Origin of the sequence: Alitiscatomonas sp., from assembly GCF_037242085.1 — a bacterium.
Lineage (GTDB): Bacteria > Bacillota > Clostridia > Lachnospirales > Lachnospiraceae > Alitiscatomonas > Alitiscatomonas aceti.
In genome coordinates this window covers 1-12126 of record NZ_JAXXBR010000071.1, presented here as the reverse complement: position 1 = coordinate 12126, position 12126 = coordinate 1, and the positions used below count along the sequence as shown (strand labels likewise).

General features: G+C 54.4%; 13 protein-coding genes. 11 read left to right on the top strand and 2 right to left on the bottom strand.

Annotation, left to right across the window (positions count from 1 at the left end; all coding sequences use genetic code 11):
* The first annotated feature begins 11 nt into the window (after window positions 1-11).
* The 6 genes from WIH05_RS06320 (at window position 12) to WIH05_RS06295 (ending at window position 6015) form a co-directional block, all read left to right on the top strand.
* A complete protein-coding gene (locus WIH05_RS06320; protein WP_022274733.1) occupies window positions 12-989 on the top strand; it encodes an ABC transporter ATP-binding protein in 978 nt (325 codons plus the stop codon).
* Window positions 990-1057: 68 nt separating this feature from the next.
* Window positions 1058-2245 carry an extracellular solute-binding protein gene (locus tag WIH05_RS06315; protein WP_252207840.1) on the top strand — a complete coding sequence of 396 codons (1188 nt, stop codon included), beginning with the start codon at window positions 1058-1060 and terminating at the stop codon, window positions 2243-2245.
* Between the two features lie 19 nt (window positions 2246-2264).
* Window positions 2265-3113 carry an ABC transporter permease gene (locus WIH05_RS06310; protein ID WP_022274731.1) on the top strand — a complete coding sequence of 283 codons (849 nt, stop codon included), beginning with the start codon at window positions 2265-2267 and terminating at the stop codon, window positions 3111-3113.
* Window positions 3106-4077 carry a glycerophosphodiester phosphodiesterase family protein gene (locus WIH05_RS06305; RefSeq protein ID WP_337425141.1) on the top strand — a complete coding sequence of 324 codons (972 nt, stop codon included), beginning with the start codon at window positions 3106-3108 and terminating at the stop codon, window positions 4075-4077. Before WIH05_RS06310 ends, WIH05_RS06305 begins: the two co-directional genes overlap by 8 nt.
* Entirely contained in the window at window positions 4062-5441 is a 1380-nt protein-coding gene (locus tag WIH05_RS06300) for an MATE family efflux transporter (protein ID WP_022274729.1), read from the top strand. Before WIH05_RS06305 ends, WIH05_RS06300 begins: the two co-directional genes overlap by 16 nt.
* Window positions 5416-6015, top strand: coding sequence for a GNAT family N-acetyltransferase (locus tag WIH05_RS06295; protein WP_022274728.1), 600 nt, complete (start codon window positions 5416-5418; stop codon window positions 6013-6015). The genes WIH05_RS06300 and WIH05_RS06295 overlap by 26 nt, the downstream gene beginning before the upstream one ends.
* 21 nt (window positions 6016-6036) lie before the next feature.
* Here WIH05_RS06295 and WIH05_RS06290 read toward each other — a convergent pair whose 3' ends face one another.
* Window positions 6037-7152: a DUF5722 domain-containing protein gene (locus WIH05_RS06290; RefSeq protein ID WP_022274727.1), complete on the bottom strand. Its 1116-nt coding sequence runs from the start codon at window positions 7150-7152 to the stop codon at window positions 6037-6039.
* Between the two features lie 235 nt (window positions 7153-7387).
* Here WIH05_RS06290 and WIH05_RS06285 point away from each other — a divergent pair, with 235 nt between their 5' ends.
* Both WIH05_RS06285 and WIH05_RS06280 read left to right on the top strand, forming a co-directional pair.
* Complete coding sequence (locus tag WIH05_RS06285) at window positions 7388-7936, top strand: GrpB family protein (RefSeq protein WP_022274726.1); 549 nt, start codon at window positions 7388-7390, stop codon at window positions 7934-7936.
* Window positions 7937-7996: 60 nt separating this feature from the next.
* Window positions 7997-8452, top strand: a complete 456-nt coding sequence (locus WIH05_RS06280) for a GyrI-like domain-containing protein (protein ID WP_022274725.1) — start codon at window positions 7997-7999, stop codon at window positions 8450-8452.
* A 203-nt stretch (window positions 8453-8655) separates the two neighbouring features.
* Here the strand turns inward: WIH05_RS06280 and WIH05_RS06275 are convergent, their stop codons facing one another.
* Window positions 8656-9573 carry a hypothetical protein gene (locus WIH05_RS06275; protein ID WP_337425140.1) on the bottom strand — a complete coding sequence of 306 codons (918 nt, stop codon included), beginning with the start codon at window positions 9571-9573 and terminating at the stop codon, window positions 8656-8658.
* Between the two features lie 174 nt (window positions 9574-9747).
* Here WIH05_RS06275 and recQ point away from each other — a divergent pair, with 174 nt between their 5' ends.
* The 3 genes from recQ to WIH05_RS06260 form a co-directional block, all read left to right on the top strand.
* Window positions 9748-11604 carry a DNA helicase RecQ gene (recQ, locus tag WIH05_RS06270; RefSeq protein ID WP_022274723.1) on the top strand — a complete coding sequence of 619 codons (1857 nt, stop codon included), beginning with the start codon at window positions 9748-9750 and terminating at the stop codon, window positions 11602-11604.
* A complete protein-coding gene (locus tag WIH05_RS06265) occupies window positions 11586-11828 on the top strand; it encodes a LysR family transcriptional regulator (RefSeq protein ID WP_337425139.1) in 243 nt (80 codons plus the stop codon). The genes recQ and WIH05_RS06265 overlap by 19 nt, the downstream gene beginning before the upstream one ends.
* 1 nt (window position 11829) lies before the next feature.
* Window positions 11830-12126, top strand: a 297-nt coding sequence (locus WIH05_RS06260; RefSeq protein ID WP_337425138.1) for a hypothetical protein, incomplete at its 3' end; no start/stop codon positions are given.

Sequence of the window (12126 nt, the reverse complement as noted above, 5' to 3'; positions counted from 1 at the left end):
GAGGAATTGAAATGGAAAGAAAAGTAAAGCTCCAGATCACTGGTATGGAGAAGAAATATAAAAACGGGGACGGCGTGGAAAATATCAACATCGATGTGTACGAGGGAGAGTTTGTGACCATGTTAGGGCCCTCCGGCTGCGGAAAATCCACGATCCTGCGGACACTGGGAGGATTTCTGGACATCGATAAGGGCGACATCCTCATCGACGGCCAGTCGGTGAAGGACCTTCCGCCGGAAAAGCGTCCCACCGCCATGGTGTTCCAGAGCTACAACCTCTGGCCCCATATGACCGTATATGAAAATCTGGCCTTCGGCCTGGAGATCAAGAAGGTGCCGAAAAATGTGATCAGAAGTGAGATCGAGCGGGGGCTTAAGCTGGTGAACATGAGCGGCTATGAGAAGAAGTATCCGGGGCAGCTTTCCGGGGGACAGCAGCAGAGGATCGCCATTGCCAGAGCCCTGCTGTTAAAGCCGTCGGTCCTTCTCCTGGACGAGCCCTTTTCGGCCCTGGACGCCAAGATCCGGGCCCAGATGCGGGAGGAGCTGAAGCGGATCCAGGAGGAATTAAATATCACCGTGGTGTTCGTCACCCATGACCAGGAGGAGGCCATGGCCTTATCCCACCGGATCGTGGTCATGAACAAGGGCTTTATCGAGCAGATCGGAACCCCCACGGAGATCTACGATCATCCGGCCACCCGGTTTGTGGCTTCCTTCATTGGAGAAATGAATTTCCTGACAAAGCAGGACGGAAGTTCTGTGGCTGTGCGACCGGAGGATGTGACCATCACCAGAGGAGAGGTCCAGGGGCAGATCTCCGGAGATGTGAGGACCATCATGGTCCTAGGCCATTTTGTGGAGGTCAATGTGGAGGTGGAAAACCGCCAGGTGATCAAGACCTATGTGGCCAGAAATGTGGCCGATCAGCTCCATATGAAGGACCGGGTATCCCTTTCCTTCGCGAAAACCTTCCAGTACTGCGCCTGATGGGAAGCAGACGGGAGTTTTATATAAAATCATGAACCATGAATGAGAAATCAAAAAAGAGGAGAAAAATGATGAAAAATTGTAAGATCGTAAGCTGCGGAAAGAAAACTGCTGTGATGGCCCTGGCTGTGTCTGTGGGAGCCATGCTGATGACAGGCTGCTCCACCAGCGCCAGTGCGTCGGGGAGCACTGCTTCTGCCGGAAAGCCGGTGGTGACCGTTTGGGCTGGAGGCTCTGATAATGTGCGGGTACAGTTTGAAAAGCAGATCCAGCAGTTTAACGCATCCCAGGATCAGTATACGGCAGAGCTTCAGTTTATCACCTCGGGAACCGGAGCCCAGGGGCTGTTTGAGCGTGTGGTAGCCGCGAAAAAGGCGGGCCAGACGGATACGGATTACGATGTGATCGAGCTGGGCGGCGACGAGGTGACGAAATACGTGGACGAAGGCGGAGAGGATTTCTTTGTTCCCCTGGATAAGAGCAAGATCCCCAATATAGACACTCTCCAGGTGGAATCCACCTTCCGGAACGACCTGGTGATGCCGTACAGAGGGACCACAGTGGTCCTGGCCTATAATTCGGAAACGGTGGAAAATCCGCCTGAGACAGCGGAGGAGCTTTACCAGTGGATCAAGGACCATCCGGGCCGTTTCGCCTACAATACCCCGTCCTCCGGCGGTGCAGGCGGCTCCTTTGTGACCACCAGCATTTATAATTTCATGGACGAGTCGGCGCTCACCTCCTCCGATCCGGCCAACAAGGAGCAGTGGGGCCAGGGCTTTGAGCTTTTAAAGGAGCTCCATCCCTATATGTATAAATCCTCCGGCAAGGTGGTATACCCCAATAAGAACCAGGGGACCCTGGATCTTCTGGCCAATAAGGAGGTGGACATGATCCCGGCCTGGGCCGATATGGCCATCACCCAGATGAAGCAGGGAACGCTCCCGGAATCCATTAAGATCACCCAGATCGATCCGTCCTTCACCGGAAGCCCGGTGGTGCTGGGGATCCCGTCCATCGGATCCGACCAGGACGGAGCCTATGCCTTCCTCAACTACATGCTGACTCCCGAGGCCCAGAACATTGCCCTGGATTCCATGGCGGCGATCCCGGTCATCGACTTTGGCCTTCTGGATCAGGAGCTGACAAAGACCATCGAGGATCTGAAGATCGAGGAATTCCGCATCGGAAGCCTGGGCAATCTGGGAACCGAGCTCTATGAGGAATGGGACAGCCAGATCGGAACTCTTGAATAAGCGTAAGGAGAGACGGAACATGAAACAAAAGACCCTGGGAAAGCTGTTTCCCTACCTTCTGATCCTTCCCTCCCTGGTCATACTGGCGGGAGTCGTATTCTATCCCATCGCGGCCAGCCTCCTCCGCAGCTTCCAGCTGGAGGAGGGCGGCTGGGGCCTGGACAATTATATTTACTTCTTTACCGACCCGATCCAGAGGAAGAATATCCTGTATACGCTCCAGATCGTGATCGTAACAGTGGTCCTGGCCATCGGGATCTCTTATTTCCTGGCTATTTATCTGCGGTTTTCCAACAGCTGGGCCAGCCGGATGATCGGGCGGCTGTATCTGCTGCCACGGTTTATTCCGGGTCTGGTGGCAGTCAACGGCATGATCACCGTGATCCGTGATTCCGGGCTGATCAACCGGATCTCTCGGCTTCTGGGAATGAACCTGCAGCTGGGACTTATGTACAATGGAAAGGGGATCGTGCTGATGAATCTGTGGTTTAACATTCCCTTTGCCACCATGCTGATGGCGGCTGCCCTCTCAAAAATCCCGGATTCCACCATTGAGGCGGCCAGGGATGCGGGAGCGGAGCGGTTCCGGATCTTAAGGCAGATGATTCTGCCCCTGACCTACCGGGATCTTTTCGTGGCGGCCACCTTTGTGTTCATGAGCAATATCAGCTCCTTTACAACGCCGTATCTCATGGACGGGAATAATCCCCAGATGATGGGAATTTCCCTGTACACCCAGTTCAACAACGGCCACTATGAAAAGGCGGCGGCCCTGTCGGTGATCATGTTCCTGTTCTCCGTGCTGTCGGCGGCGGTCTATGTGTACACCAATATGAAAGAAAATGAATGGGAGAAAGGAAATGGCTGATTTTAGGAAGGAAGGACGGCCCTGCCCCATCGCCCACAGAGGCTGTATGGAGGCCGGGCCGGAAAATTCTCTCACAGCCTTTGAGGAGGCGGCGGCCCTGGGGGCCGGAGGCGTGGAAATGGACGTCCGCAGGACCAGGGACGGAAAGCTGGTGGTATTCCACGATGCAGATGTGAGGCGGCTTACCATGGGCTGGCAGGGGCCGTATAACAGCGGAAAGGTAAAAGATATGACCTGGGAGAAGCTGAGCCAGGTGCGCCTTCCCTTTGGCGGCCATCTGCTGAAGCGGTTCCCGGAGGGAGGATACTCCAATGAGAAGCAGTATTATTATCCCTGGGCTGTGGCGCCGGAGCAGGAGGTCCTTTACCAGATGGAACGGTTTGAAAGCCGGGCGGAGAACGAGGAACAGGTCCTGTCAGCCGTGTACCGGCGGTATAAGGAGGAGTATGAACGGCGGTGCCTGGAGGACGGAAGGCTGGAGCGGATCTTAAGTCTCCGGGAGTTCTTCCAATGGCTCCGGACGCAGCCGGAGGGCTTTTTTGCTGAGGTGGAGCTGAAGGAAAGAGGGATCGCAGGGGCTGTGATCCAGATGGCGGAAAAGTGCCATGCAGCAGACCGGTGCATCGTCTTCTCTGGGATGGACGAGGTGGTCTGGGAGATCCAGGACTGGTGCCGGAGCCATAAAAAGCCAGAGGGTCTCCGGCTGGGAGCCAACATCCGCTTCCTGAAGGATGAGCAGAAGGAGATGCTGGACAGGGGGGATTTTTATGAGGTGGGACTGAATGCAGGGAGCTTTGGCAGAGAAGAGGTGGAGTATCTGCACCAGAAAGGGATCCAGGTCTTTTCCAACCTGGGAGACACGCCGGACTGGTGGGAATCCCTGGACCGCCTGGGTGTGGACGGCTTTAAGACCAACTGTCTCGGGCAGTACAGGAAATGGAGGCAGAAATGGGAGCGGAAGTAGAAAAGAAAGAAATGCGGGGGATAGAAACCATGACGGTCCAGGTGCCCTGGAAAGCCATTTTACGGTTTTCTATCCCTCTTTTTATAGGAAGCCTGTTCCAGCAGATATACAGCATGGCTGACGCAGTGATCGTGGGCCGGCTGGTGGGGGTAAAGGAGCTGGCGGGAGTGGGAGCCACGGGGGCCATGAGCTTTCTGGTCATCGGATTTGCCACCGGGATCACCAGCGGCTTTTCCGTGGTCATCGCCCAACGGGCCGGAGCCGGGGACAAAGAGCAGATCCGTACCTCGGCTGCGGCCTGTGGCTGGCTGTGTGCGGCGGTGACGGCAGTCATGACCCTTTTAAGTACGGTCGGGGCAGATCCCCTTCTTCGGCTCATGAATACGCCGGAGGATATTTTCCAGTACGCCTCCGGCTATATCGGCATTATTTTCGGCGGTCTGGGAGCCGCCATCTACTACAATATGATCGCAGGGATCCTAAGGGCCGTGGGGGACAGCCGCACACCTCTGTATTTCCTTATTTTTTCTTCTGTCCTCAACGTGGTCCTGGATCTGGCGGCAGTCCTGGTATTTCACGGAGGCGTGGAGGGGGCGGCCGCAGCCACGGTTCTGGCCCAGCTGGCTTCCGCGGTCCTCTGCCATTGGTACGCATGGAGGAAATATCCGGACATCTGGCCGGAACGGAGGCACTGGTCTCAAAGTCTTTCCCAGGGCTGGCAGCACTTAAGGATCGGCCTTCCCATGGCACTCCAGTTTTCCGTGACAGCAGTGGGGATCATGATCCTCCAGGCCTACTTAAACGGCTTCGGCTCGGCGGTGATCGCCGGATACACGGCAGCCGGGAAGGTGGAAAACCTGGTGACCCAGCCCTTTACGACCCTGGCTGCGGCCATGGAAGTGTACTGCGGTCAGAATTATGGAGCCGGACGGCCGGACCGGATCCGCCAGGGCATCGTCTCCAGTCTGAAAATGGGAGGGGCTGCGGCTTTTGGAATGCTGGTCCTCAATGTGTGTTTCGGACGCCAGATGATCCGGCTGTTTCTGGAGCCCTATGATCCGGTGATCGTGGAGTACGGATATACATATCTGGTGATCATCGGCGTATTCTCCATGGCTCTGTGCGCTCTCCAGATCGTCCGCAGCTCTCTTCAGGGCATGGGAGAGGCTCTGGTGCCCATGGCAGGAGGCGTCCTGGAGCTGGCGGCCCGGTGGGGCGGCTGTGCGCTCCTGCTGCCCTTCGGCTACGCGGGAATCTGCTTTTCCACGCCCCTGGCCTGGCTTCTGGCGCTGACGCTCCTTTGTCTCTATTATAAAAAAATCCAGGGAGGAAAGCTGAATGTTAGACAAGAGTATTCCGTATAAGGACCTGATCATGAAGTGGGACGGGAACCGGCAGTGTCTGCTGCCGGTCTGTGTGCCTCCAGGATACCGTCTGCGTACCTGGCGGGAAGGAGACCAGAAAAACTGGGCCAGGATCCAGAAGGAGGCCGGGGAGTTTGGGGACATGACACTGGAGCAGACAGAGGCATGGTTTTTACAGGAATATGGAGATAGGAAAGAAGAACTTTCCTTCCGATGCCTGTTTGCAGAAAGCATGGACAAAGAAGCAGACGGCGTCTGCATGGCATGGACAGAGGCGGGAACGGATGGGAGCCTTATTCCCTCCCTTCACTGGCTGGCAGTGCGGGATGCAAAAAAAGGCCAGGGCATTGGAACTGCCCTGGTCCGAGAGGCCCTGCGGGTATTCGCGGGCCGGGGAGAGGTCCCGGTCTTTCTGCACACCCAGCCCTGGAGCTACGAGGCTGTTGGCCTGTATTTAAAGGCTGGTTTTTTCCTGTGCAGGAGCGAGACCTTTGGAACCCATAAAAATCAGTTTCAGGAGGGGATCCGGATCCTGGAGCAGTACCTGGAGGTGGACCCCAGGCTGTGTCGGTAGGCCGGATCCCTTTTTTTCGTTTTACTGGAGATCCTTATACGTCTGCCAGGCTGGCTTCTTTGTCCCGTCAGTGCCGATGAGACCGAAGGCGTAGTGGGCGCCCAGAAGAGAAGGCTCGTCATGCATGCGGTTTAAGAAAAAGCCTTCCACATAAGGGTTGGCCTTGGCCGCCTGGTAGGCCTCGGCGATGGACTGGGCCTGGAGCTCCAGGACCTGGCCGCCCCGCTCCGGAGAGTCGGAGGTGAAGCCCTGCTCGGAGAGGATCAGATGGCGGACCTTCCCCTCGGGAGAGAGCATATCCGGCTGCTGCATATAATCCGTGAGCACATGAAGGTTTTTCAGATTGATAATATACGTATCTGGGGTATCAAGTACGTGGATATCATCGGAAAATACAGGATCGGTGAAGGTCTCCGGATATGCGTGCCATGCGATTCCGTAGTCCGTATCCTTTAACAGGGCGTTGAGCCTGGGGAGCATGTCCATGACGCCGTACTTAAAACCCTCCAACTGGCCGCAGTTCCAGCGGAAATCAAAGGGCATATACACCCGGGCCAGGGAATTGGAGGCCTTGATGGTGTCATACCAGGTACGGAAGGAGGTGGCATAGTTGGAGCAGTAGGTGTCAATGTCCATGGAGCCTAAGTAGTTCCATACCTGACCGTCGTTGACCTCGTTGCCGATGACCCAGTTGGATACCAGGTTCCCGAAATTGCTGGTCAGGATCCCAGCGGTGTCCCGGATGGCCTGGACTCCCTGCTCATTTAAGGTATTGAAGCCATAATAGCTGACTCCGGCCACAGGGGCGGATACAGGCAGCAGCTCCGGCTTATAGGCCGCTGCGTTCCAGTCGTTTAAAACGATCATGGTAACGGTGATCCCGGCATTGTCCATGGCCCGCAGGAAGCTTCCGTAAGCGTTCATCATATTAGGCTGGGAGGCCCAGGACATGGGAAAGTTGCAGACCACCTGGGAGGCTCCCACCTCCACTACATCAGCTACCTCGCTTTCGCTGTTGATGAGCACGCCCTTTATATTAGACGGCTGACGGTAAAAATCCGCGTAGGCTGGCATCACAGAGCCCAGGCAGAGAATGGCCGCCGTCATAAAGGCGGTTAGTTTTTTCATAAGTCTCATATGGAATCCCCTTTCTTATTTATACTTACAATATACCCCGGATCCCCATTTGTGTCAACTGGGGATGAGGAAGCCGCTGTATGGAAAGCTCCAGCTCTCATTTTTTCATTAGTTTATAGATATCTGTGCCAGGAAAAACATTTTGCCGCTTCTGGAATTGTGCTATAATAAAACCGAAATCACAGCAGATCGGGAAATAGAAGAAAGCCAGACTGGAATTCATGGAGGTTAAGGTATGATGACAGGGTTGAAGCGGGGGACGGTGAAATTAATACCTCATCAAGAAGAATGGGATCAGAATGCAAAAGAAATGATCGGAATTTTATTTGAACTTTTAAACGATGCGGCCATTGATATCCAGCATGTTGGAAGTACCGCCATTCAGAGCATACATGCAAAACCCATTCTTGATATCGCAGTCGGCGTTGGAGAATTGAATGATATTTTGCCGTATATTGAATTATTAAAACAGCACGGTATTATTTACCGGGGAGAGGATGTTAAAGGGCAGATGCTGTTTGTGATGGGGGATTTTCAAAATGATACGCGAACCCACCATATCCATGTAGTTAAGTGGCGTGAAATGGAATGGGATCATTACATCAGCTTTAGGGACTATCTGAACACTTATCCGGAAAAAGCAATGATATATGACGAATGTAAGAAAAAATTAGCGGCACAGTTCCCAGATGACCGGAAAAGTTATACTGAGGGCAAGCAGGGACTGATTGAGTGTTTATTAAGGGAAGCAGATAGATGGAAATCTGGAGCCCCAGTATCATAACCGCCAGACTCCGAAGCACTGGTTTCGGAATGAAGGATGCCCCGGGGGAGGAGATACGGAATGGTTAAGGTGATAAAGGAAAAATTTGTTGTCATTGGAAAAGAGGGATCAACATCAGACGGCGACGGCTTTATCCAGAAACTGTGGTATGACGCAGACAGCCATTTTAGTGAAATCGCGCATCTGGCAAAGAGAGACGCAAAAGGAAGTATTGTGGGGATATGGGGTGCCATGTCGGATAGTTCCCGTTCATTTAAACCGTGGGAGGACGGCTTCCGTAAAGGCCTGTATCTGGCGGGAGTGGAGTGTGACGATCATGCAGAAGCACCTGATGGCTGGACGAAATGGATAGTACCTGGTTATGAATATATGGTCGCGGAAAACCACAAGGGAGTGTTTGAAAAAATCATCAGACAGATGAGCGAGGATGGGATTTCGCTGGCTGGAGCCGTTCATGATTACACTGACCCTGCAACGGGAAAGAGCTATCTGTATTTTCCCATAAGAGAAGTTTAATAGATCCAGGAAAGTTGCCTTTAGCGCAAGATGGCTTTGGATCTTTGAAGAGTTGGCGGCAGGGAATTAAAGAAGGGGTAGAGTGTGGGTGAATTTATGAAATCCTTTTCGCATATAAGAGAGCTGCTGGTAATTGCAGATGATTTTGAGAGATTCTTTTATGAAACAGAGTATATAAAGTGTAAACGGCCAGTCCCCCATCCTTAAAACGGGGACTGGCCCTTCCCGCTGTCCTCCAGGTAATGGATCATGTCCTGGAATTCGTCCTTGTACCTGCGGGAGGAGGCGGTGGGATTGGAGCGGAGGACGAAGCGCAGGAATTTCCTCCGGCGTTCCCGGATGGCTGCCAGGGAGGCCTCCTTTTCCTTTAAAAGCTCCAGAAGCTGGGATTCGGATTTTCCCCGGAGCCCTTCCAGCCGGTTTCCGGTCCTGGAGCGAAGCTCCTCCAGCCGCGCCTCCAGGTCCGCCCGTCTTCCAGCCAGCCGCGTCTCCAGGTCTGTCCGGGTCTCATGGAGACGGTCCTCTGCATCCATCCGTAAAAGCGCCGTCTGGACCCGGAGCATATCCAGATCCTGGCGCAGCTTCCGGGCGGCCTCCAGGGATCTGCCGAAGGCCAGGGCCTCTTTGGTGCAGACAATGGCATCAGCGGTGAAGACAACGGTCACTACGGCTACAAAAAGAATATCCCACATGACGGGCAGGGAAAGGACGGCCCGTTCAATGGGCTTGTGGATCACATGGGTCATAAAAATAGTCAGAAAGCCCCAGGCAATGGACGAGCTCAGGCAGATATAGCCGTGGAGATTGAATTTCTGATTGCTGTAATCCCAGTAACGAACCTTAAAGAGCTGCTCCATGGCCCAGCCAGTGACATATTCCAGGATAGTCGCTCCGATAACGCCGGAAACCCAGGTGAGGAGCAGGCTGTCCTGGAACGGCTCCGACACCACCAGCATCATCACCGCCCCGCTGCCGTACAGGGGAAGCATGGGGATCCGTAGAAAGCCCCGGTTCACAAACCGGCGTTTTAAAATGGAGACGTAAGAGGATTCAAAGATCCAGCCAAAAAAGCAGTATAGATAAAAAAAGGTAAGCCATTGATACCAGGTATAAACGTGCATGATGTCCCTCCTTGAGATGTGTGAAAAGTAAGATAATGATACGGCAGAACAGGGACTTTTGCAAGGAAAATCGTTTCCCGGCCGCAGCGGCTTGTTTTTGCGGCTGGCAGCGGGTATAATGGAAATTAAGATCAAGAAAAAGAAGGACAGAAAACATATATATAAGGAACATTCATGAATAAATACGAAATTTTGAAAACATATTTTGGCTACGATTCCTTCCGGGGAGCGCAGGAGCCCCTGATCGACCAGATCCTGTCCGGAAGGGACGTGCTGGGGATCATGCCCACGGGAGCGGGCAAGTCTCTCTGCTATCAGATCCCGGCTCTGATGCTGGATGGGATCACCCTGGTGATATCGCCCCTGATCTCCTTAATGAAGGACCAGGTGGGGAGCCTGAACCAGGCCGGGATCCATGCAGCGTACCTGAACAGTTCTCTTACTCCGGGCCAGTACCGGAAGGCCCTGGCCTTTGCCAGACAGGGAAGATATCCCATCATCTATGTGGCCCCGGAACGGCTTTTAACGCCGGAGTTCCTGGATTTTGCCAGAAATGCGCGGATCTCCATGGTGGCGGTGGACGAGGCCCACTGTGTTTCCCAGTGGGGACAGGACTTCCGCCCTGGCTATTTACGGATCGCGGACTTTATCCGGGAGCTTCCGGCGCGGCCTGTGGTCAGCGCCTTTACGGCCACGGCCACCAGGGAGGTGCGGGACGATATCCTGGAGCTTCTGGACCTTCGGGATCCTGCGGTCACGTCTACTGGATTTGACCGGGGAAATCTGTATTTTGCAGTGGAGACGCCCAGAGACCGGTACGGAGCGGTGAAAGGCTATATAGAAGAGCATTCTGGTGAAAGCGGTATCGTCTATTGCCTGACAAGAAAACAGGTGGACGAGGTGTGCGGCCATCTGATCCGGGACGGCTTTCCTGCTACCCGCTACCACGCCGGCCTGTCTGACGAGGAGCGGAGGAAAAACCAGGAGGATTTTATTTACGACCGCGCACCTCTCATGGTGGCCACCAACGCCTTTGGAATGGGCATCGATAAGTCCAACGTCCGGTTCGTGCTCCATTACGGGATGCCCAAAAACATAGAAAGCTATTACCAGGAGGCGGGCCGGGCCGGCCGGGACGGAGAACCGGCGGAGTGCATCCTGTATTACAGCGGCCAGGATGTGATCACCAACCGCCTGTTCATTGAGAACAACCGGGACAATCTGGAGCTGGATCCGGAAACGGCGGAGCTCGTCCGGGAAAGGGACCTGGACCGGTTAAAGAAAATGACCTTCTACTGCTGTACCAACGAATGTCTCCGGGATTATATCCTGCGGTATTTCGGGGAATACGGGTCCAATTACTGCGGAAACTGCGCCAACTGCCGGAAGGAGTTTGAAACGGCGGAGGTGACGGAGGCAGCCAGGATCATGATCGGCTGTGTAAAGGCCTGCGGGCAGAGATACGGGATCAACGTGATCCTGGATACGGTCCGGGGAGCGGAGACAGAAAAACTGCGCCAGTACCGGATGACGGAAAATCCCTGTTTTGGAAGTCTTTCCAGAGTGCCGGCATACCGGCTGCGCCAGATCATGAACCATCTTCTGCTGAACGGATATCTGGAGACCACAGACGGCAGCTATTCTGTGGTAAAGCTCACAGAAAGATCAGAGGGCGTGCTCTGCGGCGCAGAGACCGTGACCATGAAGATGGCAAAGGAGCCGGAGCGGAGACCTGGGAAGGTCCAGGAGGCGAAAAAGAAAAAGCCAGTCCTGGCCTCCGGCCTGCGGGAGGGGGACGAGCCCATGTTTGAAAAGCTCCGTTCCCTGCGGGCTTCCATTGCCAGGGAAGAAAAGGTGCCCCCGTACATTGTCTTTTCTGACAAGACACTGGTCCACATGTGTATCGTCCGGCCATCGGATAAGGAGGAAATGCTGACAGTCACCGGCGTGGGCGAGTTTAAGTACCAGAAGTACGGAGAGCGGTTCCTGGAGTGTGTAAGGGAGGCGGAAAAATGGAACTCTACCAGTTAAAATACTTTCTGTATGCGGCAAAATATGAAAATATCTCCAAGGCGGCCCAGGCGCTCCGGGTCTCCCAGCCTTCCATCAGCCGCGCGGTGGTGGCTTTGGAAAAGGAGCTGCAGGTGGAGCTGTTCGAGCGCCAGGGGAAACGGATCATCCTGACCCGTGCGGGGCTGACCTTCCGGGAGCAGATCTCCCCCCATTTTGTGGAAGCTGGAGGGGCTGGGGGATGAGATGAAAAAGGTGCAGAAGGGCGGGGATACGATACGCCTTAATGCCATGTCTGCGGTATCGCTCCTTTCCGGTATCATAAAAAAGTTCCGGGAGGAGGAGCCGGATGCCGCCTTTGTAGTGACCGATCAGAAGGAGAGCATGGACTGGCATCTGTGCATCTTAAGCGCTGGACCTGGCATGTCCTACCAGGGGGGACAGGAGCTTTTATCAGAGGAGGTCTTTTTGGGGACATCCTCTTCCTCCTGGCTCGGGGAAAAGGACGAAACCTCTTTAAGGGATGTGGAAAATGAGAATTTT

Coding starts and splice junctions, on each gene's coding strand:
- WIH05_RS06290 (WP_022274727.1), bottom strand. CDS start 7,152: ATGAGACTTATGAAAAAACTAACCGCCTTTATGACGGCGGCCATTCTC.
- WIH05_RS06300 (WP_022274729.1), top strand. CDS start 4,062: ATGGGAGCGGAAGTAGAAAAGAAAGAAATGCGGGGGATAGAAACCATG.
- WIH05_RS06285 (WP_022274726.1), top strand. CDS start 7,388: ATGATGACAGGGTTGAAGCGGGGGACGGTGAAATTAATACCTCATCAA.
- WIH05_RS06265 (WP_337425139.1), top strand. CDS start 11,586: ATGGAACTCTACCAGTTAAAATACTTTCTGTATGCGGCAAAATATGAA.
- WIH05_RS06305 (WP_337425141.1), top strand. CDS start 3,106: ATGGCTGATTTTAGGAAGGAAGGACGGCCCTGCCCCATCGCCCACAGA.
- WIH05_RS06275 (WP_337425140.1), bottom strand. CDS start 9,573: ATGCACGTTTATACCTGGTATCAATGGCTTACCTTTTTTTATCTATAC.
- recQ (WP_022274723.1), top strand. CDS start 9,748: ATGAATAAATACGAAATTTTGAAAACATATTTTGGCTACGATTCCTTC.
- WIH05_RS06315 (WP_252207840.1), top strand. CDS start 1,058: ATGATGAAAAATTGTAAGATCGTAAGCTGCGGAAAGAAAACTGCTGTG.
- WIH05_RS06295 (WP_022274728.1), top strand. CDS start 5,416: ATGTTAGACAAGAGTATTCCGTATAAGGACCTGATCATGAAGTGGGAC.
- WIH05_RS06280 (WP_022274725.1), top strand. CDS start 7,997: ATGGTTAAGGTGATAAAGGAAAAATTTGTTGTCATTGGAAAAGAGGGA.
- WIH05_RS06310 (WP_022274731.1), top strand. CDS start 2,265: ATGAAACAAAAGACCCTGGGAAAGCTGTTTCCCTACCTTCTGATCCTT.
- WIH05_RS06320 (WP_022274733.1), top strand. CDS start 12: ATGGAAAGAAAAGTAAAGCTCCAGATCACTGGTATGGAGAAGAAATAT.